A 25,053-nucleotide genomic window follows, 5' to 3' on the forward strand; every position below is an offset into this window, starting at 1 on the left:
CTGTGCAACCGATCATCGACATACACGGCATCCGCAAAACCTACGCCTCAGGCGTAGAGGCACTGCAACCGATTGACCTTAGCATTCAACGCGGGGAAATATTTGCCCTGCTGGGCCCCAATGGCGCGGGGAAAACCACCCTAATCAGCATTATCTGCGGCATTGCCAACCCGAGTGCAGGCCGCATCAGCATCGACGGGCTGGACATTGTGCGCGACTATCGCCAGGTGCGCCAACGCATTGGTTTAGTGCCGCAAGAGTTGGCCGTCAGTATGTTTGAATCGGTGTGGGATACCGTCCGTTTCAGTCGCAGCCTGTTTGGCTGTAAACCCAATGACGACTATCTATCGAATTTGCTAAAAGATCTTTCGCTGTGGGATAAAAAAGATAGCCATATTATGGCGCTGTCGGGGGGCATGAAACGGCGGGTACTGATTGCCAAAGCTTTGGCACACGAACCCAGCGTATTATTTTTGGATGAGCCAACCGCCGGGGTAGACGTAGAGCTGCGCCGGGATATGTGGAGCATGATTCGCAAGCTGCGTCACAATGGCGTTACTGTCATCCTGACCACGCATTATATCGAAGAGGCCGAAGACATGGCCGACCGCATTGGCGTGATTAATAAAGGGAAAATTGTTTTGGTGGAAGAAAAACACGCCTTGATGCAAAAGCTCGGGCAAAAAACCATGACCTTGCACCTCAACGCGCCTCTGCCTGAAATACCCGCTGCACTGCAAGAGTACAACCTGCAACTGAGCGAGCAAGGGCGAGCTCTGATCTACCAATACAACAGCGCCGACCGCAAAGAAGGGGTTGCCCCCCTACTGGCCAAGGTCGGTGAGCTTAATATCGATTATCACGACCTATCGACCAAACAGAGCTCCCTGGAAGAGATCTTTGTCTCTCTCGTCCACCAACCCGACACGCACAATGCGGAGGCAACGCCATGAACGGCTACGGTATAAAAGCCATCTATTTATTTGAATTGGCCCGGACCTGGCGCACACTGATGCAATCTATCGCCTCGCCAGTGTTATCGACCTCGCTCTACTTTATTGTGTTCGGCTCGGCCATTGGCTCGCGAATTGTGGAAATAGACGGCATTCACTATGGCGCCTTTATTATTCCCGGCTTGATTATGCTGACGATATTAACCGAGAGCACATCGAACGCCTCGTTCGGAATTTATATGCCCAAATTTACCGGCACCATATACGAGATTTTATCGGCCCCGGTTTCGGCGCTGGAAATTGTTATCGGCTATGTCGGTGCGGCGGCGACAAAGTCAGTCATCTTGGGGCTTATCATTCTTGTCACCGCGCGCTGTTTTGTCGACTACAGCATCGCGCATCCGCTGTGGATGTTGGCATTTTTAATGCTCACTTGCCTCACATTTAGCCTGTTAGGTTTTTTAATTGGCCTCTGGGCGAAAAGCTTTGAGCAGCTGCAAATTATTCCCATGATGGTCATCACTCCGCTGACTTTTTTAGGTGGCAGCTTTTACTCCATTTCAATGTTGCCCGAGTTTTGGCAGAAAGTAACCCTGTTCAACCCAGTGGTATACTTAGTCAGTGGTTTTCGCTGGAGTTTTTACGGCGCGGCCGACGTTCATATAGGTATCAGTCTGGCAATGATCGCGATCTTTATTGCTATTTTTAGCGCGCTGATTGCCTGGATTTTTCACACCGGCTACAAACTGCGACCTTAATACAAAATCACTCAAGCCTGATCGACACTCTGCATACGTATTCATCTGCAATGTATACGTATGCAAATTTTCCCGCTCGAACTCCTGACGTAACCTCTAGCAGGTTTTCAACAACCTGCTAACACTCCAATAATCATAATATTTCGAGAGGTTCACCATGCGTTCCGTGCAAATTACGTGTTTGCTTACCGCGGCCATACTCAGCGCCTGTGGCGGCGGCAATGACCATTCCGACAACCATTCCAGCTCATCATCCAGTGTAGCCAGCAGTTCATCCCAGGCGTCAAGCTCCAGCGTTGCGCCGGGTATGGAGCTACCGGTTGATCTGGCCGACGATCAGGCCATTTTATTTTACCAGCGCTCCGATGAGGCTTATGACGGCTGGGGGCTGCACCTTTGGAATGACGATGCCTGTGGCGCGCTGGATGCTGACGCCATTGCCGCCATCACCTGGGACTCACCCCTGCCTGCCAGTGGCGTGACCGACAGCAACGGCGCTTACTATATACTGGATTTAAATGCCCCGGTCGCCGATGGTGGTTGTTTTAATTTTATTGTTCACTCGGGCGACGACAAAGCCTTGGGACAAGCGGACTTAGTGTTTGATTTAACCCGCGGCCCGGTTTTATTGACCCAGCACGGACTGTCCAATCTTGAATACCCCGAAGACGACAGCGGCGAGTCATCTCTGCCGTTTTCCCTTAGCGATACACAGGCGGCGATCTTCTATACGCGCCCCGATGGTGACTACGACAACTGGGGGCTACACCTTTGGAATGGCGGCAGCTGTAATGCGCTGGCCGACAACAGCATTAACGGTATCACCTGGGATGCCCCTATGGCGCCCACAGGCATCGACGCCGAGCGCGGCGCTTATTTTATACTCGATTTAAACGAGCCCGGCGGCTGTATTAACTTTATCGTCCACCAAGGCGATGAAAAGGCACTGGGCGACAGCGATGGGGTTTTCGACTTAAGCCAAGGCAATATCGCCTATACCAACCACGGCTCGAATGTCATTGTCTATGGCGGTGATCAAGGCCCGGCACAAGTCACCCAGGAGGGGTTTAGCGCGCACTGGGTGGATACCGATACCGTGCTGTGGAATGCGCCCGCCCAAACTGCACGCGTGATGCTGCACAGCGATAGTAACGGCGACATTACAGTGGCCGACAACCAATTGACCGGCGGCCATTCGATAGCGTTAAGCAATTCAACCGTCAGTAGCGCTAGCGCACAGAAATTTCCTCACCTTGCCGACTGGCAGGCCTGGAAAGTGGACACCACTGAGATAGACCGTGCCGCTTGGCTGGCAGGCGAGTTGGTACTCGCGGCCTACGACAGTGAAGATCAGTTACTCAAGGCCACCGGTGTACAAATCTCCGGCGCGCTCGACGCCTATTACGCCAACGATGCCCAGCTCGGCAGTTGGATAAGTGGCGAGCAAACACACTTTGCCGTGTGGTCACCGACCGCGCGAAACATGACACTGGAAGTCTTTGCCAGCGCCACTGACGATCAGCCCCAAGCCAGCCATCCGATGACTCAAGACCCGGCGGGCGTATGGAGCGTCAGTCTCAGTGACGACTTGCACGGCGCTTACTATCAATACCGTTTTGACCTCTACCACTATGCTACGGACCAGGTGGAGTCGCTTACCGCCACTGACCCCTACGCCCTAAATTTGTCCAGCAACAGTCGCCTCGCGCAAGTGGTCGATCTCAGCCGACCCGACACACAGCCCGATGGCTGGTCGAGTCACAGCATACCGCCGCTAGATGCACCTGAGGACTCCGTTATCTACGAGGTGCACATTCGCGACTTCTCCGCGCTCGATGCCAGCACTACCGAGTCCTACCGGGGCAAATATTTAGCCTTTACCGAGCAGGAGACAGCCCCGGTGCAGCATCTGCGCGAGCTACAACAGGCGGGCCTGAACACCATTCATTTACTGCCCACCTTTGATATCGCCACGGTAGACGAAGACGAAAGTCAACGCGTGGATATTACCGATACCGTCGGGGACTTATGCGCACTGAACGCCAGCGCCACAATTTGCCAATCCGCCAATAGCAGTGCCAGCCTCGAATCGATTCTCGCCGGTTTTGACAGCACCAGCGGTGAGGCTCAGGCACTGATGAACGATATACGCGGCCTGGATTCGTTTAACTGGGGCTACGACCCCTACCACTACACAACACCCGAAGGCAGCTACGCCACCAGTGGTGAAGGCTTTACCCGCATTGTCGAGTTCCGACAAATGGTGCAGGCGCTGCACGCCTTAGACCTGCGGGTTGTGATGGATGTAGTCTATAACCACACCAACGCCTCGGGCCTGGCGGATAAATCAGTGCTGGATAAACTGGTGCCCGGCTATTACCACCGGCGCAATGAGTTGTCCGGCGCGGTTGAGATGTCATCGTGCTGCGACAATACCGCCAGCGAACACGAAATGATGGAAAAGCTGATGGTCGATTCACTGGTCGTTTGGGCCGATGCCTACAAAATCGATGGCTTTCGTTTCGATTTAATGGGGCACCATATGCGCGAAGATATTCTGGCCGCCCGCGATGCGGTACAAGCCGTAGACCCCGACACCTATTTTTACGGCGAAGGCTGGAACTTTGGCGAGGTTGCCAACAGCCGGCGCGGCATCAATGCCATTCAGAACAATATGGCTGGCACCGGTGTGGGCAGCTTCAATGACCGTATTCGCGACGCCGTACGCGGCGGCGGGCCCTTCGACAGTGGCGACGCTATTCGCCGCAACCAGGGTTACGGCACCGGCCTTTATCACTACCCTAACGAGTTAAACTCTGGCACTGCAGACGAGCGAGACGCACTGGATGATCTCACCGACCGCCTGCGCGTCAATTTAGCCGGCAGCTTAACAAGCTACTCTTTGATCGACCGCAACGGCCAAACCACCACAGGTGGCGAGGTGCCCTATTTCGACCTGTATGCCGGTTACACGGAAGACCCGCAAGAGAGCATTAACTATATCTCTAAGCACGACAACCAAACCCTGTGGGACAATCTGCAATACAAAGCCCCCAGCGCCATGACCTCCAACGAGCGCATGCGCATGCAGAACTTCTCCCTCAGTGTGCCCATGCTCGCCCAAGGCATTCCGTTTATCCATATGGGGGTCGATCTTCTGCGCTCCAAATCCATGCAACGTGACAGCTACGACTCGGGTGACTGGTTTAACCGGGTCGACTTTACCGCCCAGAGCAACAACTGGGACGTGGGACTGCCGCGCGAAGATAAAGACGGCGCCAACTGGCCGTTGATTCAATCGATTCTCAGCAACCCCAATACATCGCCTGCAGCGGCCGATATTGAAAAGGCGCGCGAATTGTTCAAAGAGTGGCTCGCCATACGTGCCAGCTCGCCACTGTTTCGACTGCGCGATGCCAGTGCCGTACAGCAAGTATTGGGTTTTCATAACACCGGACCTGAACAGACCTCGGGAGTTATCGTCATGAGTCTGCAGGACACCTTAGGGCTGGATAGCACCTACCAAACCGTGCTGGTAGTGTTCAATCCGCAGGCCCAAAGTCTGCAACTTGACACCCCCGTGGCGGGGAATTTCACATTGCACCCAGTACAACAAAACTCCGCCGACAGCGCCACACGACAGGCAAATGCCGACGGCAATAGCCTAATCGTGCCCGCTTTAACCACAGCGGTTTTTGTACAGTTAGACTAGCCGGAGATACAGTCTAAGGTGGGCCCTTATAGCCCACCTTAGCGCTTTTACCCCCCCCCTTTCACCCCCACGTTCGCTTAACGGTGAACAGAATTAACAGGCTGTTTCCCCCTCCCGCGTAGTCTGCGCTATAGTTGTGGTATATCTGCTCACACTGCCGGTCCCCTATGAATCCCCGAACCACATCCGATTTACAGCCGCACAAGCGCAACCAAACCCAACGCACGCGTTACTCTTACATCGCTATTACCACCATTGTGCTTATTTCAGTGATACTCGGTGGATTTTATGTCGACGCCACCAATAACAAGCACCATATACAGGCTCAGCGCAACGAAGTCGCCGACGAACTCGCGTTTATCCGCGCCGAGCTGGAAGGGCAGATCACCAGCAGCCTGCAAACCGCACAGGGCATGGTAGCTGCAATTAAAGCCAACCCGGCTATGACGCAAACCGAATTTAGCCGTTATGCCGATCACCTAGTCGTCAACCAGCCTCTACTCAAGCATGTTGCCGGCGTGCCCGACCTGGTTATTCGCATGATTTACCCGCTGCAGGGTAACGAGGCTGCTCTGGGGCTGGATTACCGCGATCTGGATGAAAAAACCCATGGTATTCAGGCCGCTATCGAATCGGGCCAGATGTCTCTGGCAGGCCCAATCGAGCTTATTCAAGGTGGGCAGGCATTGATCGCACGCATCCCAGTAGTCCTCGAAACAGGCGAGTTTTGGGGGATGGTAGCGGCGGTTATCGAGCTTGAGAACTACTTCAGTATCAGTGGCCTAAACAAGGTTGACACCTTGCGCCTAGCTCTACGCCACAGTCCCGAATCGGATGGCTCAGGCATACCTTTTTTTGGCAATCGTACACTGTTCACACAAAACCCAGTGATCGCCAAAATTTATTTACCGAGTGCAAGCTGGGACATTGCGGCTATTCCTAATGCTGGCTGGGACACCAGCGCCAGCAGCTCGATCTGGTTGCGAGCCTTTACTATAACCTTGTGCTTACTGGTGTTATTCAAAGCCCTGTGGGTGCTGCATTTATTAAAAACACGGCAACACTCCGAAGAGCGACTGCAGGGCCTATTTGATCTTTCCCCACTGGGCATAGCACTAAACGAGTATCACAGTGGCCGCTTTATCGATAACAATACTGCTCTGCAAAAAATGCTGGGCTACGGACACGATGAAATTAACGAATTGACCTATGAAGATGTCTCCAGCCAGTCCGGCAGTAACGAACAAAATAAACATATCGAGCAATTAAAGACCAAGGGTAGATACGGCCCGTTTGTTAACGAGCTTACCCACAAAGATGGCCATACCATTCCGGTACAACTGAATGGTATTTTAATGACCGATCGGAAGGGGCATCGCTACGTTTGGTCAATCTTTCAAAATATCAGTGCCCGATTAGCCGCTGAAAAACAACTTAAAGAGCATCAGCGACAGCTAGAATTGGTGATTAACAGCACTGGTGTAGGGATCTGGGACTGGAACATTACCACAAACACCACCATGTTTAATCAGCGCTGGGCGGAAATCATCGGCTATGATTTAGAAGAGCTGCAACCCACCAACTTTAATACGTGGGATAAGTTTGTACACCCAGATGACCAAGATGTAGCCCACCAAGTACTCAATGCATACTGGCAAGGTGAAACGACTCAATACACCTGCGAAATACGCATGCGCCACAAAGAAGGGCATTGGGTATGGGTGTTAACAACCGGTCAGGTTGTAGAGTGGGGCGGTAGCGGCGACCCCATCCGCATGGTGGGCACGCATCTCGATATCAGCGAGCATAAATCTGCACTGTTCAAACTCGAACAATCAGAACGGCAGATCAATCAGTTTTTTAATAACGCCAGTGCGTTTATGTGCATTACCGACTCTGCGGGATACTTTGAACGCATCAATCAGAGTTTTTGCCAAGCACTGGGTTATACCGAAGAAGAGCTGGCAGGGTTGCAATCGACTGATCTTTGCCACCCCGATGACCAGGTCAATGCGCAGCAAGAAATACATAATATTGCCTCTGGCAAACCGACCAACTCTTATACTAATCGAACACGCTGTAAAGACGGCTCTTATCGCACTCTTTTGTGGAATACTTCACCAGACCCACAAACCGGAAAATTTTACGCCTCCGCTATCGACATCACCGAGCGCCAGCAGAGCGCCGATAAGATAAAACGCCAACAAGAAATGCTGCAGGCGATGAGCCAACTGGGACGCATTGGCGCCTGGGAAGTCAATCTAACTCAGGGCACCATTTACTGGTCGGACATGACCCGTGAGATTCACGAGGTAGATGATAACTTTACGCCAACACTAGAGGGCGGCATTGAGTTTTATAAAGAAGGCGAGGATCGAGAGAAAATTATTCGTCTGGTAGAAAACACCATAAAAACCGGCGAGCCTTTTACCACAGAGCTGAGAATTGTCACCGCCAAAGGCAACGAGCGCTGGGTGGCATCAACGGGTAAAGCAGATTTTCAGCAACAACAATGCATACGTTTATTTGGCTCATTCCAAGATATACACGAACGCAAGCTTGCCGAACAAATATTACAAAGTGCCAAAGAACAAGCCGAAGCCGCCGACGCCACCAAAAGTGAATTCTTAGCCGTAATGAGCCACGAAATTCGCACACCAATGAACGGTGTACTGGGCATGTTGAACTTGCTGCAACGCTCGCCATTGGAGGAGAGTGACCTACACAAAATCTTCATTGCTAAAACCAGCGCTGAATCATTGCTTACAATCATCAATGACATTCTAGACTTTTCCAAAGTAAATGCCGGAAAACTTGAGATGGACAATATTGCTTTCGACCTACACAAACTGTTAGATACGTTGGGTCATACACAGGCAATGCGCGCGCAAGATAAGGGGCTAGAACTTCTGCTCGACACCTGCGACCTCGAAGAGGCCTCAGTCATGGGCGACCCGGGTCGACTGCAACAAATACTTACCAACCTAGTGGGTAATGCCATTAAATTTACCCATGACGGACAGGTTACAATTCACTGCAAGTCTCGCCATCACGACGGCAAAGTTAAATTTGAAGCTACGATCAGTGATACGGGCATCGGCATCAACCCGAAAAAAGCCGAGCATCTATTTCAAGCCTTCTCGCAACTGGACGCCTCCACCACTCGCGAATATGGCGGCTCTGGCCTGGGGCTCGCCATCTGCCGCAAACTTACGGATTTAATGCAGGGCAATATTAGTGTTACCAGTAAACCTGGCGAGGGCTCAAGCTTTCATTTCTACGTGAATTTAAATTCCGCCAATGAAACGTTATACCTACCACCTCAAGCCTTGCCACGCGAAATAAAAATTGCGGTTGCTAGCCCCAGCAAAGAGCTGCAAAATATTATTGAACGGCAGTTTTCTCACTGGGGAGCCACTATTTGCCACATCCAAACGCTGCACAATGATTTATTGCCGCTGGATGCGATTTTATTGGATACCCATAGTGACGATGTTATAAAAACAAACGCACACAATCTGCGCCAGCAGGGCTTATGTCGCAAGCTAATTGCTATCACCCAAATGAGTGAACCCTACACCGCCACAGGATTTGACTCGCGAATATTTCAACCCCCCACGAATACCGAACTAAAGAATATTCTTGATGCCACTCATAATGAAGCTACGGTACAACATGTGGAAAAGGTTAAAATGAATAACGAATTTAAATCGGCACAAGACTCTTCTTACCTTTGGCCAGCAAGTAGCCGGATACTTATTGTTGAGGACAATTCCATCAATCAAGAAGTTGCTCAGTTGATACTCACTGAGCTAGGGCTTGGCTCCGCCATTGCTGGCCATGGTGCTGAGGCTCTCGAGGTGCTACAACAAGCACCGGATGCCTACCCTTATTCATTAATATTAATGGACTGTCAAATGCCAGAAATGGACGGGTTTGAAGCGGCCCGACGTATTCGCGCCGGTGAAGCCGGCGTCGCTTACATTAATATTCCCATTGTCGCGCTCACCGCCAATGCTATGAGCGGCGACCGCGAGAAATGTTTAGCAGCAGGTATGAACGATTACCTGGGCAAACCAGTGCAAGTCCCCGAACTGCTTATCTGCCTGCAAAAATGGCTACTCGATGACAACACGGAATATGCACCTCAGGAGAAAAAACCCGCTGCAGAGCAGATTTGGGATCAGGAGGCCGCACTCACTAGCCTGTTTAAACGCGATGATATACTCGCCAATCTTGTCCGGCAGTTTTGTGAAAAAATGCCGGAACGTTTGCAAGAGATAACTCAAGCGAAAACCCAGAACGAAACTCAGTCTATTGAGTTTCACGCCCACACTATTAAAGGCAGTGCCGGACAACTCAAGGCGCACCGTTTGCAGCAAGCGGCCGACAACTTAGAGCAGGCGGCAAAAAACAACGACAACACACAACTGGAATCGGCCTACACATTATTCTTACAAGAAGCTGAATTGACAGTCACAGTTTTCACGCGATATTTGCATCGATTTGCAGAAAGCGATTAACAATCAACGGGTTTCAAACCAAAAAAAGGCGGCCAATGGCCGCCTTTTTTAATGTGGTCAGTTACACTTACGACGCCGATTTATTGCGCCCGGTCACCCACTCACCTAACTTTACCACCACAACATAAAACAATGGTACAAAGAAAATAGCGAGGAAGGTCGCAGAAATAATACCACCTAATACCGCGGTACCAATCGCATTTTGCGCGCCTGAACCCGCACCGGTACTAATAGCCAAGGGGGTTACGCCAAGACCAAACGCCAACGATGTCATAATAATCGGACGCAAACGCATACGCACCGCTTCCATCGTAGCCTTCACCAAGTCCATACCCTCTTCGTACAAGTCTTTGGCAAACTCCACAATCAAAATAGCATTTTTAGCCGACAGCCCCACGGTAGTCAAAAGCCCTACCTGGAAATAAACGTCGTTGGATAGCCCTCGTCCCATGGCGAACAGCATAGCCCCTAGCACACCCAAAGGCACGACGAGCATAACCGAGAACGGCACCGTCCAACTTTCGTAAAGAGCGGCCAGACATAAAAACACCACTAAAATAGACAGTGCGTAAAGCAAAGGTGCCTGATCACCAGACTCTTTTTCCTGCAGTGACATGCCAGTCCACTCAAAGCCAATGCCCGGCGGCAACTGGGTGGCCAGGGATTCCATAACCTCCATCGCCCGACCCGAGCTAACACCCGGTGCGCCCTGCCCCTGAATATTCACCGAAGACACACCGTTATAGCGCTCAAGGCGTGGCGAACCGTAGATCCAGCGTCCGGTTGAGAAGGCTGAGAATGGCACCATATCACCCGCTGCATTGCGCACATACCAGTCGCCGACATCCTCCGGCATCATGCGATACGGGGCATCACCCTGCACATACACCCGCTTAATACGACCGTTATCAATAAAGTCGTTAACATAAGATGCAGCCCAGGCGGTGGAGAACACACTGTTAATTTGGCTGATAGGTATACCCAGGGCCGAGGCTTTCTCCAGATCAACGTCCAGCTTAAACTGCGGCGTGTCTTCCTGCCCGTTGGGACGAACCCCGACCAGTTCAGACTCTTGGGACGCCATACCCAACATTTGATTGCGGGCATTCATCAGCGCTTCATGACCCTGCCCCCCCAAATCTTTCAGCTGCATGTTAAAGCCCGAGGCGGTGCCCAACTGAATAATCGGTGGCGGCGCAAACGGAAAGATCATGGCTTCTTTAATAGTAAAGAAATACCCCATGGCGCGTCCGGCTAAGGACTGAACATCTTGCCCGGCATCAGTGCGCTCATCCCAGTCGCGCAATTTAACAAAGGCAATACCATTGTTTTGACCACGCCCACTAAAACTAAAACCAATTACCGAGAAAACCGACTCGACTACCGCCTCTTCCTGGTTAAGATAATAGTCTTCGACCTTGTTCATGACCTCAATGGAGCGCTCTTTGGTGGAGTTCACCGGCAAGCTCATTTGGGTAAACATAATGCCTTGGTCTTCATCGGGTAAGAACGAACCCGGCAAGCGGCCAAACAAAACCCCGAGCACAACGACAATAACGACATATACGGCCATAAAGCGAGATTTACGAGCCAGAATATGTTTAACACTGCCCTGATAGCCCGATGATGAGCGATCAAAGAAACGGTTAAACCAACCAAAAAAACCTTTTTTATCGTAGTGCCCTTCGCCACCAGGCTTTAGCATCACCGCACACAAAGCCGGCGTCAGTGTCAGGGCGACAACTACAGAAAGCACCATAGCCGACACAATCGTGATCGAGAACTGTCGGTAAATCACCCCGGTCGAACCACCGAAGAAGGCCATAGGTACAAACACCGCGGACAAAACCAAGGCAATACCGATCAGGGCACCGGTAATCTGATCCATGGATTTTCGCGTCGCCTCGCGCGGCGGTAATTTATCCTCGTGCATCACCCGTTCGACGTTTTCCACCACCACAATGGCGTCATCCACCAACAGACCGATAGCCAACACCATGGCAAACATGGTCAGGGTATTAATACTAAAGCCAAAGGCCTCCAGGATGGCAAAGGTCCCCAATAACACGACCGGAATCGCGATGGTTGGAATTAATGTGGCGCGGAAATTCTGCAAGAATAGATACATCACCAAAAACACCAACACCACCGCTTCAATCAGGGTGTGCACTACGCCCTCAATAGAAAGCTTCACAAAGGGCGTGGTATCGAAGGGATAGGCCACTTCAAGAGAATTCGGAAAATAAGGTTTTAATTCAGCAATACGTTCGCGTACATTTTCTGCGGTTTCCAGTGCATTGGCCCCAGAAGCCAAGGTTACGGCTAAGCCTGTGGCAGACTGGCCGTTATACTCAGTCTGGAACTGATAGTTTTCACCACCAAGCTCCACCTTGGCAATATCGCCAATACGAATTTGCGAGCCATCCTCATTCACCCGCAATAATATATTGCGAAACTGTTCGGGGGTTTCCAGACGCGACTGCACCACAATGCTGGCGTTCACATCTTGGCCCGGCAGCGCGGGTGCCCCACCCAACTCACCAGCGGCAATTTGTACGTTTTGCGCTTTAATCGCGGTCACGACGTCTTCGGTAGTCAGCTTGTAGGTCGCGAGCTTATCGGCATTGAGCCAAATACGCATGGCGTACTGGGAGCCAAAAATGGTGATGTCCCCCACCCCGCCGACACGGCTTAATGGCTCGCGCACGTTGGCGGCAACATAATCGGCGATATCGTATTTGTCTAAGCTGTTGTCGTTAGAAACAAACCCCAACACCAACAGAAAACCGGCCGACGACTTGTTGACTCTAATACCTTGCTGCTGAACCTCTTGCGGCAATAGCGTCATTGCGCCCTGAAGTTTATTCTGTACCTGAACCTGAGCAATATCCGGGTCGGTTCCGGCCTCAAAGGTCACCGTAATCTGCCCTACCCCTGATGAGTCACTGGTAGAAGACATGTACTGAACATTATCGATACCGGTTAGGTTTTGCTCGATAATCTGCACCACCGAGTCTTCCACAACCTTAGCCGACGCGCCCGGGTAAGAAGTGCGTATTTCCACCGAAGGTGGCGCTACCTCGGGGTACTGAGATATTGGCAAGGTGTTGATTGCCAACAACCCGGCCAACATAATAATAATTGAGATAACCCAGGCAAAAACCGGGCGATCAATAAAGAACTTCGCCATACATTACTCCCCTTGTGCGCTGCCCGCTTCGACGGTGGTTACGGTTGCACCCGGACGAATTTTTTGTAACCCGGCGACGACCACTTTATCTCCGGCGGCCAGACCGCTCTCTACCAACCAGTCACTGCCGATCGCTCGATTGGCAACCACAGGGCGAGGCTCGATGACACTCTCGGCATTGACCAACATGACGCTGGCATTGCCCTCACGATCGCGTATAACAGCGCGCTGCGGTACCAGTATCGCGTTTTGGCGCTCCCCTTCAGTCAGGTTGGCACGGACAAACATACCGGGCATTAGCATACCTTCAGGGTTGGGAAACAGCGCCCGTACCACAACAGTACCGGTGCTCTCATTGACACTCACATCGGAAAACTGCAACTCACCTTCATGCATGTACTCGCTGCCATCGTCCAAAATCAATTTGACCTTTGGCGTCCCGGTGCGGCTGGTTTTGCCGCTTTGCACATCGCGCTGCATTTGCAAGGTACGACTGGCAGACTGTGAAACATCCACATAGATGGGATCGAGCTGGGTTATCGTGGTTAGTACAGCGGCCTGTTGAGCCGATACCAGTGCCCCTTCGGTCACACTTGAGATACCAATACGGCCATTAATGGGCGCCTTCACTTCGGTGTAACGCAAGTCAATCTCCGCGGTGCGCAGCGCCGCCTCGCTGACGGCAACATCGGCCTTGGCTTGATCGTAAGCCCCCAAAGCATCGTCGTACTCTTGTTGGCTTACCGCTTTTTCGGCCAACAGGTTTTTATAGCGCTGCTCGCGGGCCTCGGTGATGGTCACTGTAGCGCGTGCGCGAGCAAGTTGCGCCTTAGCATTGGCCACGGCCGCTTGATAGCGCGCGGCATCGATTTGATACAGTTGTTGGCCCTGCTCAACTTGAGCCCCTTCGGTGAATAAACGCTGTTCAATAATGCCGCTGACCTGGGGGCGCACTTCGGCCTTACGAAAGGCTACTGTACGACCCGGTAGCTCATTGCTTAGCTCAACGGTCTGCTCAGTGAGAGTGACAACCGACACCTCGGGCGGTGGGCCGCCAGCGGCCATCCCCTGCCCGCCCTCTTGTTGTTCACAGGCAACCAATGACGCCAACGCCAGCAGTCCAGCGAAGGTATTTCGCCCAACCCGTGCCCAGCGTCCTCGTTTTTCAATCGTTAACATCTCATACTCCTAGCCCTTGGGCTTTGCTTGCCTGGTAAAATTTCAGCACACCACAATGAATAAGCGTTCATTATGGGGCATAACTCGGTCGACTGTGAGTCGAATAACAAAACTTTGAAAGTGTAAGGACGCGTTTACATATAGATGGACACCAGTGCAGCGCCTTACTCAAGCCCTCCACCTAGTGGTGATAGCGAATAGCGTCCCAACAGGCCTCTATCACCGCACCCAAGCCGGCTTCATCCAGTTGTATCATGCCCAAGCAGTGGTCCCGGGCTAAATTGCAAATAGGCTCAATACTCAGCGCCATCAAAACATCTTCGGGCAGATTTTTTAACTGTTGGCTATCTCGCCCCCGCTGATACATCTCTTTGATGGGCCGTACAGGATCAAACACTTTCTCGCGTGCCGCCAACAACAACTCTGGGCTTTCATAGCTAGCACCAAATAAAATATCCGGCGGCATGGTGTCAAACTGACCCTTGCTGAGCATAATTTCCGGCGCCTGCAAACTAAACTGCCATAAATTGCGGGCAATCTGATGATACTGCTGCGCCACTGGCCAATCGTCGTCCACATCCGCCAGTAAATGACACCCCACCTCCTCGATAATATCTTGGTGCAATTGCTGGATCAGGTCCTCTTTATCGTGGAAATACAAATAAATAGTACCCGCCGCCACACCGGCGCGCTCGGCCAGCTGCTTCATGGAAAATCCGTGAAACCCGCGCTGAGACAACAAACACAGCGTGGCGTTTAAAATCGCACGACGTTTATCGTCTGTCATACCCCTAACCGCCGCATAATGAACATTCATTCATTTTATACTTCCACACCCACAAGGTAAAGACCAGACAAGCTTAAAACGTCTATACCGCTCTTTTAATCACCCCAGCCAAAGGTTTGCGGGCATGCCTCTCCTACAGTGGCGACCTGGCACCCTTGCCAGGTTAACTTTCACAGTGAGAAATGAAACAGGAAGCAACATAAGAGATAACGTAGAGAGTCGCGCTGCAGGCAATCAGGCATTCAACCCCACAACCATACTAAGGGCATTGCAGAGGTGATCAAACAGCTGGGAGCGAAGGCATAACCCCCTCCAGCTAACAGGTTCTAAACGGCACAAAAAAACAGCCCCTATTATGGGGCCATCTGGGGAGTAGAGGATCGATTACAGAGGTTTGTAGTTAAATTTCTGTCCACTCACCGCCGCCTCATACATTAAACCACCCTTAGCATGGGTAAAAATGGCAATACCATTATTGTATTTAGCTCGTTGTATCCCCGCCTGGTCGGATGTGCCTGAGGCTCCGGCTGCCATACCGGTGGTTCCCACCTGAGCACTGGCACTGGCGGTTATCGCCACGGCGCTAGCCTGAGCACCAAACTCAAACTTACCGGTTTGAAAGCGCCGTAAATCGGCTTTGCTGGCAAAGAAAATAATTTCACTAAAAGCCTGACCACCAATCTGTAAGCCGATACTAAGTTGGGTCATGCTGGTGTTGCCAACATGCCGATTATTTTGGTAGACACGCCCTTTTCCATGCGCGCCACCGACGCCTATCGCCCCTTTACCAATGGTAGGAAACACCGCGTAGCCGTAGGCACTTTGAAAGAATTTTTGCACCTCGGGTGATTTTTTAAATATATCCACCGTAGCCTGATAAGGCTCTTGTGCCCCGGCCGTAGCGCACAACAGCATCAGCACTATTGTTAGTGTATATCTCATCCCAACCTCACTTATCAATGTAAATTGTCCGCCCCCAAGTAGCTTCTGTATCACCAAGTAAGCTACTGCCAGCACTGTTGACAGTTTACCCCGCCGGAGGTTCTATGGCCTAATAGAAGCTGTGATCACACTCTCAACCTAGATGTTATGAGTAAATTGACCTTTGAAAACCAAACCCTAATACCCGGCCCCGGGCAGAGTGTACTGGATACATTGCTGCAAGCCGGCGTACAAATTCCCCACAGCTGCAAACAGGGTGTGTGTCAGTCCTGCCTAATACAAGTGGGCGCGGGAGAGATACCCGCCCAAGCACAAGCTGGGCTCAAGGCCGGACAAATAAGCAAAGGGCTCATGCTGAGCTGCAGCTGCTACCCGCAAAGTGACCTTAAACTACAGCGTTACAACCCCAAACAAGAGATGCTGACCACCCGTGTCGTCAGTAAACGGATGCTGCGCCCCGATGTCCTTGAGCTCAAGCTCGATGGCGAACTGAAATACCAAGCGGGGCAGTATGTCACGCTCTGGCGTAACGATACCATTGCCCGTAGCTTTTCTCTGGCCAGTCAACCCACAGAGCGTTTTCTCAGCTTTCATATCGACGTGCGCCCCAATGGACAATTCAGCCAGTGGGCCGCTCAAACATTACAGCTTGGTGATTCGCTCAGCCTACAGGGCCCACTGGGGGATTGCGTCTACCAAAGTGAAGCCACCACCCCCTTACTATTGGCAGCCACTGGCACCGGTGCTGGCACCTTAACCGCACTGGCGAAAGAGGCCCTCACACAAGGGCATACCGGCCCTATTCATTTCTTGATGTGCGCTCGACATTTTCAGTCGATGTATTGGCAGCACGAGATTAACAAGCTCGCTCGCCAGCACAGCCACTTTCAACCTCGCTTTTTGGCCCTGGAAGGAACACCACTTACCGGAGGTGAAATTGCGGATGTTTACCCGCTTATCCGGCAAGAGTTTCCTCCATTAAACAATGTTGATGTGTATTTATGCGGTGCCGCAAGTTTCGTCAATAAAATGCGAAAACAATGTTTTTTAGCTGGGGTAAAGCCACGCAACGTGTTCTGTGATGCCTTTGAGCCAGGCGGTTAAGTTTACTTTTTTTAAGGCAAACTGAGCCCCACAACTCACGCAATAAATTATGCTCGAATAAGCCGTGAAAAGGCTGTAAAATTACCGCAACCACTCTCTCAGGGCTCGGCCATCTAAAGTGGTCTGATTAGCGAGGGATAATAATTTCAACACGGATTGAGCAGCCTCTCGGCACCATGAAACCAACTATTAAAGATGTAGCAAAGCTTGCCGGGGTATCGTTTAAAACGGTATCGCGCGTTATTAATAACGAAGGCACCGTAGGTCAAGACTTGCAAGATAAAGTCTGGAAGGCGGTTAAGCAGCTGAATTACAAGCCTAACTTGTCAGCCCGTGGTTTGCGCGGTGCAGCTTCCTCTATCGGTTTTATTTACGACAACCCCAACAGCAACTATGTCATTGACATGCAGCGCGGGATTCTCGATGAATGCCGTGCACAAGGCTACGAGCTGGTGATTCATCCGTGCGATGCGAAAAGCCACACTATTATCCAAGAAGTGATGGAGATGATTGATCGCAGCCGAGTGGGTGGCTTAGTATTAACGCCCCCAATTTCTGAAAACAAAGACATTCTAGCCGCTATTACCGAGCGTGGCATTCAGTTTGTGCGGGTTTTATCCGGCGCCAGCGCGCCCGACGACTTATCTCCCTGCGTGTTTATTGACGATCGCAATGCAGCCTACGCTATTACCGAGCACTTAATTAAACTCGGCCATCGTGATATTGCATTTTTAGGCGGGGACGAAGAGCACCAATCCAGCGGCGAGCGTCTGGAAGGATACAAACAGGCTTTAGCCGACAATAAAATAGAATTTATCGATAAACGTGTACTGCCGGGTAGCTACTCGTTTGAGTCGGGGGTTGAGCGTACACGCAACGTATTGTCCAGCCCCGGAGCACGCCCCACGGCCATTTTCGCCTGTAACGATGAAATTGCCGCGGGCACTTTATTTGCGGCACGCATCCAAGGCGTTGATGTTCCGAACCGTCTGTCGATTGCCGGCTTTGAAGACAGCCCGTTCTCGCGCCAAGCTTGGCCCAATTTAACCACAGCGGCCCAGCCGACCAGCACTATCGCACAAAAAGCCACTAACTTACTGATTAAAAGCCTGCGCAATGGTCGCAAAGTAGAAAGCGAAGGGTTTTATCCCGAGCTAATTATTCGCGAATCTACCCAAGCGCCTTAGCGCCTTATCCTCTCATCGTATCAGGCTTGCACCTAGCCGGCCTACGTGACTTCAGATCGAAATCACAATCTTTTTGCGATCCATCCCCCAGGCAATCAGCCAAAGTGCTGTGACGTGAGCCAATGCAAATACCAGTGATGCGTTATACGTATTAAAGAAAACGCACAGCCCTGAATAAATGAACTGATACAGTGATTGCCCACCAACACTGAACAGGTAATAGGTTTTCACCCAGACGATGCTTAAGCAATAAATAAAAAGCGGATTTTTACCCAGTGTCGCCAAAGCAACTTCTACCGATTTAGACACACTCAATTTTTCCAGCTGCACCAAGGCCAACAATACAAAAATTGCCGCACCACTGGTTAACAATACAAAGGAGCTGGTCCACAAGTATTTATTAAGCGGAAACGCTTGATGCCACAGCAACGCAAGCACAATACTGGCAAGCGCTATAACGACCAACACCCATTGAGCCTTGCGCTTATTCTCGCTCGCAATCAATATTCGCGCCGCCTCAAAGCCGGCAATCACACTAACAATGGCAGGCAGCGTACTCAACAACCCTTCCGGATCAAACGCTATGCCCTTACCTTGCCACAGGTGCTCCGCTCCCAAAACAGCGATATCCACCTGGCGCACTAAGTTGTTGAGTAAGCTGTATGGCTCAGCCACTGCATTCAACAACCCCCAATAACCCAACAATAATCCAACACTGATTACAAGCCGCACAACGCCCGGCAACCAAACAATAAACGCAGCAGCGCAGTAGGCCAGGCCGATTCTTTGCAATACGCCTAAAATTCTTAATTCGGAAACATCGGAAGAAAAGGGATAGAAATTCAATCCAATACCTATGACAAACATAAGCATTGTGCGTTTGAGAATTTTAATCGTGCGTACAGAATATGGCACATCGGCCTGTGAGCGATTGGAAAAAAACATCGCCGAGCCAACAATAAAAAGGAAAAAGGGGAAAATAAAATCGGTAAACGTAGCGCCATGCCAGACGGCGTGACGCAATGGCGAATAGACATAAGACCATGAGCCTGGAGTATTCACCAGAATCATTAGGGCTAGCGTTAAGCCACGCATAGCATCGAGTGCAATATAGCGTTGCTTGGACATGCCTCTCCTTAGCCTTTATTTCAAGACACGGTTATTCGACAGCTATCCGAGATTGAGTTTCGAACTGTGTGCGGGCAAATTGAACTGCACCAAACTCTGGTTGGTTTAATGCTTCCGACATTTTAGCGGCAATGTCTTTATCCATCCAATCGACAATACGTTGTGACACCCCGCCAAGCATTGCCATGCGGGGAGGGTTTAGTTGCCACAACTTGCGTGCAACATCAGTTAGATACCCTGCGCCTTCGTGAACAATACTTAATGCAATTTCATCGCCCTGCTCTGCGGCGGCAAAAACCAGCGGTGCCATTTTTGCATAGTCGCTGGACTTGGCGCCATTTAAGCGCTCGACAATCATAATCCCGCGAGCTTGGAGCTGCTCTGCCACCAACTCAGTCATTGCCGTTTTGGGACCCAAATCATCGGAGTCCAGTAAGACGGCTTTAATACACTCAAGTCCCATCCAGGCGCCGCTGCCGACATCACCCAACGGAAACCCATGAGCGCCTAAAGTAAGCGTGTCATTGCCAACATGGGCAAAGCCACAAGAGCCAGTACCAGAGACAATCACAGCACCATCAATCTGATTGTGAGCGGCGATACAGGCAATATGCAAATCAGTGGTTAAGTACTGGGCGTAATAAGGGTGATCCCACTGCTTAACGATAGTGTAAAGGCTAGGTACATTCACACCCGCCAGCCCCAAACCGGCAACGACGCGAGACTTGTCTTCAGGTTTTAGGCCTGCAGAGCGCAATGCATTATCAGTGGCATTGACTATCGATTCTAAAGCGCGCGGCACACCATGGTAAGGATTCGCCGGGCCACCGTTACCTTCGCCGATTACCCGGTTTTCTTGATCGACCAAAATTGCGCGGCACTTAGTGCCTCCGCCATCGACACCTAGATACATTAGGTCATTGATTGTTGGTCGATTTGCCATGGTAACCCCGTTGCTATTTTTAGTATTGCCTTACGGCTCAAACGATTCGCAGTGTAGCGCAGCGAACCGACATAAAACATATTCAATTGGCAGGCTCTGAAAAAGATGGCTGATGCCCAGTGGGCACCAGCCATAAGGAGAGCCATGATAGATGATACATTCAGTCCCTAAGTATCGCGCAACGCCTTCCTTAACATCGCGATTTGGCCTGTCACCGCTAAAATGCCCATAATAACGATGACCGAACCAAAATTTTGCGTCCCTTGAAACAAATACGCCTCAAGACAACGTTGTCTTACTTTATGATAGCGAGACAACGTTGTCAAGGGGTTTCTGCACTCTAACTCAACATCGCATAAGACTATTATTTCTCTGTATTTCAATGACTTAGAATATATATTCGATAAAAATCATTACAAATCGAGCGAAATTTATCTAATTTTTTGAATTCAAGACTCAGCAGCTTTCTCAATAAACCCAACGGAAATATTTCAATACACCCGTCGCGAGTCACAACCAGACCACCCCAGCTCGCCACTCCTTTAATTAAAGGTGCTAAACTCGCCCCCCTTTAATTTCAATCGCCCAGCAGATAAACGGACCGACAACGATTATGTGGTATAAAAACCTGCGAGTTTTTCGCTTACAAGATGCCTTTACCCTATCAGCAGAAGCATTGGCTGAAAAACTTGCCACCGCCGAATTTACTCCCTGCGGGAAAATGGATCTCACTCGTTACGGCTGGGTATCGCCCCTGGGGCCCGATGGCCAGTCACTGACACATGGCGCCAACGGTCTCATTGCCATTTGCACAAAAAAACAAGACAAAATTCTTCCCGCTGGTGTGATCAAAGAACAGCTAGAAGACACCATTCGCGAGATCAAAACGAAAGAAGGTCGACCGGTTGGCCGCAAAGAAAGAGAAAATTTAAAAGACGAAATTACTTTTTCAATGCTTCCCCAAGCCTTTGCTAAATCCAGCATTAGCCACGCTTATATCGATACCCGCAACAAGCTGTTGGTGATCGATAGCGCCAGCGCCAATCGCGCCGAAGACTTGATCAGCGCCCTGCGTGATGCGCTGGGGTCTTTGCGTTGCATTCCTTTAATGCCGCACAACGCCACCACCAACACCCTTACTCACTGGCTAAAAAGCGGGGACTTGCCCGGCGACTTTACCCTCGGGGATGAGTGCGAGTTAATGTCAAGTCAGGATGAGCGCATCATACGTGGCAAGAAACTCGACTTACTAGACGAGCAATTAATCCAGCACTTAGAAACGGGGATGTTCGTCAGCAAGCTGGCTATTCAATGGAAAGAAACACTCAGCTGCGTGATTGATGATCAGTTTTCATTCAAACGAGTTAAATTTTCTGACGCCCTACTAGAGCGCGCAGGAGATCGCACGCCAGAATCGCTAGCCGAACAATTTGACCATGAGTTTTCAATTATGGGGTTGGAGCTAACCGCATTTATTAACGCGGCTTTACTGGCGTTTGGCGGTGAAGCTGAAAGCGAGTTAGTCTAAGCGCGCCAGCCTAATCGCGCACAACACTAAAGATATTTGCAACCGAGCCACTAACCACCTTCGGTCAATAGACAGTTCTGCGCCCCTTTCGCATTGTACTCTTTTAAACGTTGCTTAGGAGCATGAGCCGATGCAGGTGCTTGTTTGGTGGGCAAGTTAAACTCACCCTTGCCCGCCAGTAAACAGTACCAAGATGTTTTGTGGTACACCAAAGCGTCACTCAGCTCCGATAAGACAGAATCAAAACTCTCCTTACTGCGCCAGGCGCGCAGTAGACGAGCAAGTTCGGGCGACATCACCTGATTGTTCTGCACCGTTTTCCAATAGGCAGTATCGGTGCGTGAACTCACCAAATAATGTGCCTGTAAATAATCTATATTGCCGTCGATCAACTGATTGACCGATTGATTAAACCGCTGTTGTGCCCGCCCCGACAAACCATCGCTCTGATAAAGCTCGACAAAACGCTCGCAGGTAAACTGAATAATACGCAGCATCGGTGCCTCTAAGGGTTCCAAAAAACCTTGCGATAAACCGATGGCGATGCAGTTTTTCTCCCAGTGGTGCTGCAGACGACCGGGCTCCCACATAATACGGCGCGCGCTAAAGTCATCACAAGCGCTACCTAACTGCTCTCTAAGTTGCGCCTCGATTTGATCAAAATCGGCATAGTTTCGGTCAAACACATAACCATTGCCCCAGCGCTGAGTTAACGGAATGCGCCACATCCAACCGTAGGGCATCGCTTGGGCGATGGTTTCGGTGGGGAATCTCGCCTGAGGTTGTGCGGATTTTTGCGCTTTATCCTCGGCATAACGTGCAGGCAGTGCCACAGCGGCGTTGTTGCTGAGCCGGTCCTGGCAACTGATAAAAGGCACCGCCAATGCCTCGCGCATTAACAGCGACTTAAAGCCTGTGCAATCGACAAAGAAGTCACCCGCCAAACGGCCGGACTGAGCCAATTGCACAGAGTCTATGCCCCCGGCTTCGGTGCATTTTACGTCAACGACTTTATCATCAATATGAACCACGCCGAGACGCTTGGCGTGTTGTTTTAAAAATTCACCCAATAGATGGGAATCAAAATGGTAACCGTAATCGGTGGCAACCTGTACCGAGCCATCGGACATTCTCGCAAACGGGGCGCGCCCCATTTTTGCAATAGCACTCGCGGCAAAATAATCATCGGGCACCGGAGTTAAGTCATACCCCATTCGGCGTGCGTAGCAGTCTTTAAAAAATTGAATGGCTCCGCTCTGATCCAGCTCGGTATTAAACGGATGAAAATAACTGGCAAAATCTTCCCGACTGGACCAACCGGGAAAGCGAATGCCACACTTATAAGTCGCATTGCAGGCGGGCATCCATTCGTCTTCAGGGATATTTAGCGTTTGAAAAAAATCGCGTAAAAATGGGGTTGATCCTTCGCCGACACCAACAGTGCCAATCGCGCTCGATTCCACCAAGGTGATGGCAATATCGCCACGCCACTGCTGGGCCATTAAGCAAGCACTCATCCAGCCTGCCGCTCCGCCCCCAACAATAACGATCTTTTTCAGTTGCATACACCAGCCCTCGATTGCGCCGCGTAGCGCGTCAGCAGCTCGCGTTGATCGCCAAAATATTGCTGTGCCGTTTGCTGGCACTGTTCGGCCGCCTGCCGATCGATCTGCCGCGCCCCGTTAGCCGCGTTAAAGCAACCCATCCCGGCAAACAACACGTACCAAGAGGGGCGCAAATAGGCCAGCTCACCACGCAGCTCGTGCAGTGTCTGCTCAAAGCCGCACCCCGAGCGCCACGCCTGCACTAGTCGCGCGAGATTATCCGGCATTGGCGCTTCGCGGCACTCGCGCCAATAGGCTGTATCGGAACGGGTATTCATACGGTAGTGGGCGCAAATATAATCCAGTACGCCATCGGTTAAGGTATTGACGTTTTTATTAACCAAGTTCTGGTTATTGGCCAGCACAGGTTTATTTGCATCAAAATGCTTAATAAACATGTCCACGGTGTATTGCACTAACATTAGGGCCGTGGCCTCTAACGGCTCAATAAACCCTTGCGACAACCCCACACTGAGACAGTTCTTGTGCCAGTGTTCATCCAGCCGCCCCAGCGACATTTTCAAATGGCGCACAGGAAGATCTTGTCCGGCCACACCCAAATGGTTTAGCAGCTCACTTTGTGCCTGCTCGGGAGAGCAGTGACGCGAGCTATAGACATAGCCATTGCCCGTGCGCGTGTACAACGGAATTTGCCAAGCCCACCCATGTTGCAGCGCGGTCGAGGTAGTTTCCGAACGCAGACATTCTTGTGCGGGTGTCATAACCGTTACGGCACGATCGTTAAACAGGTAGTCGGAATAGCTTTTTACGGGCAATTGAAAGGTTTTGCGACCAATCAATCCGTGAAAACCGGTGCAATCAATAAAAAAATCAGCGTTAAGAGGGCCGTTTTTTTCGCTAAGCAAACGGGTTACGCGCCCGTCTTGCGCACAGGTTTCGACGCTATCGATATGGTCGACAATACAGTGCACACCAAGTTTTTGCGCATGCTTTTTTAAAAACTGCCCCAGTTTAGCGGCATTAAAGTGATAGCCGAAATCCACATCCGTCGCCAGACTATCTGAGATAGGCGCGAGCCCCTGCGCCGCTAATGGCTGATTAACAAAATAGTCATCTGGGTGGACTGGATTGGCCCCTTCGCTAAGAGCCTGTTTGCTGTTCGTGAAAAAGCGCTCTGCGGTAGGAATATCCAACTGCGAGTAAAAAGGATGGAAGTAGCTGGTAAAACCGGCCACGGTAGACCAGCCGGGAAAACGTATGCCCGCCTTGTAGGTGGCATCACACTCGGGCATCCAGTCAGCGTCAGTAATCCCCAGTGTTTGAAAAAATTGTTTGAGATAGGGCGTAGACCCTTCTCCGACCCCAATTGGGTCGAGCTTATCGGATTCTATTAAGGTGATTTGAGCATCTTTACAGTGATGCTTTAACAGGTTTGCTGCCATCCAGCCGGCTGTTCCACCGCCGACAATCGCAACATGCATACCATTGAGAGATTTGTTAATCATAAGGTCGTCACCTTAAAAAGGCTGGCCCGAAGGCCAGCCAAGGTGAGAT

Annotated in this window: 15 protein-coding genes; 7 read left to right on the forward strand and 8 right to left on the reverse strand. The window is 50.9% G+C overall.

Annotation, left to right across the window (positions count from 1 at the left end; translation table 11 throughout):
• Nucleotides 1–2 precede the first annotated feature (2 nt).
• From Q4563_RS05875 to Q4563_RS05890, 4 genes are all read left to right on the forward strand, one after another.
• Complete coding sequence (locus Q4563_RS05875; protein WP_303603937.1) at nt 3–953, forward strand: ABC transporter ATP-binding protein; 951 nt, start codon at nt 3–5, stop codon at nt 951–953.
• Nucleotides 950–1,711 carry an ABC transporter permease gene (locus tag Q4563_RS05880; protein WP_215977863.1) on the forward strand — a complete coding sequence of 254 codons (762 nt, stop codon included), beginning with the start codon at nt 950–952 and terminating at the stop codon, nt 1,709–1,711. Before Q4563_RS05875 ends, Q4563_RS05880 begins: the two co-directional genes overlap by 4 nt.
• Before the next feature lie 157 nt (nt 1,712–1,868).
• The gene (gene pulA / locus Q4563_RS05885) at nt 1,869–5,423 is read left to right on the forward strand and encodes a pullulanase-type alpha-1,6-glucosidase (RefSeq protein WP_303603938.1); all 3,555 of its coding nucleotides are present in this window, start codon (nt 1,869–1,871) and stop codon (nt 5,421–5,423) included.
• Between the two features lie 167 nt (nt 5,424–5,590).
• On the forward strand, nt 5,591–9,946 hold the full coding sequence (locus Q4563_RS05890) for a PAS domain S-box protein (RefSeq protein WP_303603939.1): 4,356 nt from the start codon (nt 5,591–5,593) through the stop codon (nt 9,944–9,946).
• Nucleotides 9,947–10,013: 67 nt separating this feature from the next.
• On the opposite strand, the gene Q4563_RS05895 is transcribed toward Q4563_RS05890, so the two are convergent.
• The 4 genes from Q4563_RS05895 to Q4563_RS05910 form a co-directional block, all read right to left on the reverse strand.
• Nucleotides 10,014–13,136: an efflux RND transporter permease subunit gene (locus tag Q4563_RS05895; protein ID WP_215977865.1), complete on the reverse strand. Its 3,123-nt coding sequence runs from the start codon at nt 13,134–13,136 to the stop codon at nt 10,014–10,016.
• A gap of 3 nt (nt 13,137–13,139) precedes the next feature.
• Nucleotides 13,140–14,315: an efflux RND transporter periplasmic adaptor subunit gene (locus Q4563_RS05900; protein WP_215977866.1), complete on the reverse strand. Its 1,176-nt coding sequence runs from the start codon at nt 14,313–14,315 to the stop codon at nt 13,140–13,142.
• Nucleotides 14,316–14,496: 181 nt separating this feature from the next.
• Nucleotides 14,497–15,102, reverse strand: a complete 606-nt coding sequence (locus tag Q4563_RS05905) for a TetR/AcrR family transcriptional regulator (protein WP_215977867.1) — start codon at nt 15,100–15,102, stop codon at nt 14,497–14,499.
• A gap of 384 nt (nt 15,103–15,486) precedes the next feature.
• A complete protein-coding gene (locus Q4563_RS05910) occupies nt 15,487–16,044 on the reverse strand; it encodes a hypothetical protein (protein WP_442903725.1) in 558 nt (185 codons plus the stop codon).
• A 147-nt stretch (nt 16,045–16,191) separates the two neighbouring features.
• Here Q4563_RS05910 and Q4563_RS05915 point away from each other — a divergent pair, with 147 nt between their 5' ends.
• A complete protein-coding gene (locus tag Q4563_RS05915; protein WP_303603940.1) occupies nt 16,192–17,148 on the forward strand; it encodes a 2Fe-2S iron-sulfur cluster binding domain-containing protein in 957 nt (318 codons plus the stop codon).
• Nucleotides 17,149–17,324: 176 nt separating this feature from the next.
• Complete coding sequence (locus tag Q4563_RS05920) at nt 17,325–18,335, forward strand: LacI family DNA-binding transcriptional regulator (RefSeq protein WP_215977872.1); 1,011 nt, start codon at nt 17,325–17,327, stop codon at nt 18,333–18,335.
• Nucleotides 18,336–18,386: 51 nt separating this feature from the next.
• Here Q4563_RS05920 and Q4563_RS05925 read toward each other — a convergent pair whose 3' ends face one another.
• Nucleotides 18,387–19,463 (reverse strand): acyltransferase family protein, encoded by a 1,077-nt coding sequence (locus Q4563_RS05925; RefSeq protein ID WP_303603941.1) that lies wholly within the window; start codon nt 19,461–19,463, stop codon nt 18,387–18,389.
• A gap of 31 nt (nt 19,464–19,494) precedes the next feature.
• A complete protein-coding gene (gene nagK, locus Q4563_RS05930; protein WP_215977874.1) occupies nt 19,495–20,406 on the reverse strand; it encodes an N-acetylglucosamine kinase in 912 nt (303 codons plus the stop codon).
• 613 nt (nt 20,407–21,019) lie between these two features.
• Between nagK and rdgC the strand changes: the two genes are divergently transcribed.
• Nucleotides 21,020–21,934, forward strand: a complete 915-nt coding sequence (rdgC, locus tag Q4563_RS05935) for a recombination-associated protein RdgC (RefSeq protein WP_303603942.1) — start codon at nt 21,020–21,022, stop codon at nt 21,932–21,934.
• A gap of 50 nt (nt 21,935–21,984) precedes the next feature.
• Here the strand turns inward: rdgC and Q4563_RS05940 are convergent, their stop codons facing one another.
• Nucleotides 21,985–23,499 carry a tryptophan halogenase family protein gene (locus tag Q4563_RS05940; protein ID WP_303603943.1) on the reverse strand — a complete coding sequence of 505 codons (1,515 nt, stop codon included), beginning with the start codon at nt 23,497–23,499 and terminating at the stop codon, nt 21,985–21,987.
• Nucleotides 23,490–25,004 (reverse strand): tryptophan halogenase family protein, encoded by a 1,515-nt coding sequence (locus Q4563_RS05945; protein ID WP_303603944.1) that lies wholly within the window; start codon nt 25,002–25,004, stop codon nt 23,490–23,492. The genes Q4563_RS05940 and Q4563_RS05945 overlap by 10 nt, the downstream gene beginning before the upstream one ends.
• Between the last annotated feature and the right edge of the window lie 49 nt (nt 25,005–25,053).

It is taken from the genome of Gilvimarinus sp. 1_MG-2023 (assembly GCF_030548285.1).

Excerpts from the sequence above, each read along its gene's own strand:
- Q4563_RS05895 (WP_215977865.1), bottom strand. The coding sequence starts at position 13,136 with ATGGCGAAGTTCTTTATTGATCGCCCGGTTTTTGCCTGGGTTATCTCA.
- Q4563_RS05910 (WP_442903725.1), bottom strand. The coding sequence starts at position 16,044 with ATGAGATATACACTAACAATAGTGCTGATGCTGTTGTGCGCTACGGCC.
- Q4563_RS05920 (WP_215977872.1), top strand. The coding sequence starts at position 17,325 with ATGAAACCAACTATTAAAGATGTAGCAAAGCTTGCCGGGGTATCGTTT.
- Q4563_RS05880 (WP_215977863.1), top strand. The coding sequence starts at position 950 with ATGAACGGCTACGGTATAAAAGCCATCTATTTATTTGAATTGGCCCGG.
- nagK (WP_215977874.1), bottom strand. The coding sequence starts at position 20,406 with ATGGCAAATCGACCAACAATCAATGACCTAATGTATCTAGGTGTCGAT.
- pulA (WP_303603938.1), top strand. The coding sequence starts at position 1,869 with ATGCGTTCCGTGCAAATTACGTGTTTGCTTACCGCGGCCATACTCAGC.
- Q4563_RS05905 (WP_215977867.1), bottom strand. The coding sequence starts at position 15,102 with ATGACAGACGATAAACGTCGTGCGATTTTAAACGCCACGCTGTGTTTG.
- Q4563_RS05915 (WP_303603940.1), top strand. The coding sequence starts at position 16,192 with ATGAGTAAATTGACCTTTGAAAACCAAACCCTAATACCCGGCCCCGGG.
- Q4563_RS05890 (WP_303603939.1), top strand. The coding sequence starts at position 5,591 with ATGAATCCCCGAACCACATCCGATTTACAGCCGCACAAGCGCAACCAA.
- Q4563_RS05940 (WP_303603943.1), bottom strand. The coding sequence starts at position 23,499 with ATGCAACTGAAAAAGATCGTTATTGTTGGGGGCGGAGCGGCAGGCTGG.
- Q4563_RS05925 (WP_303603941.1), bottom strand. The coding sequence starts at position 19,463 with ATGTCCAAGCAACGCTATATTGCACTCGATGCTATGCGTGGCTTAACG.
- Q4563_RS05945 (WP_303603944.1), bottom strand. The coding sequence starts at position 25,004 with ATGATTAACAAATCTCTCAATGGTATGCATGTTGCGATTGTCGGCGGT.
- rdgC (WP_303603942.1), top strand. The coding sequence starts at position 21,020 with ATGTGGTATAAAAACCTGCGAGTTTTTCGCTTACAAGATGCCTTTACC.
- Q4563_RS05900 (WP_215977866.1), bottom strand. The coding sequence starts at position 14,315 with ATGTTAACGATTGAAAAACGAGGACGCTGGGCACGGGTTGGGCGAAAT.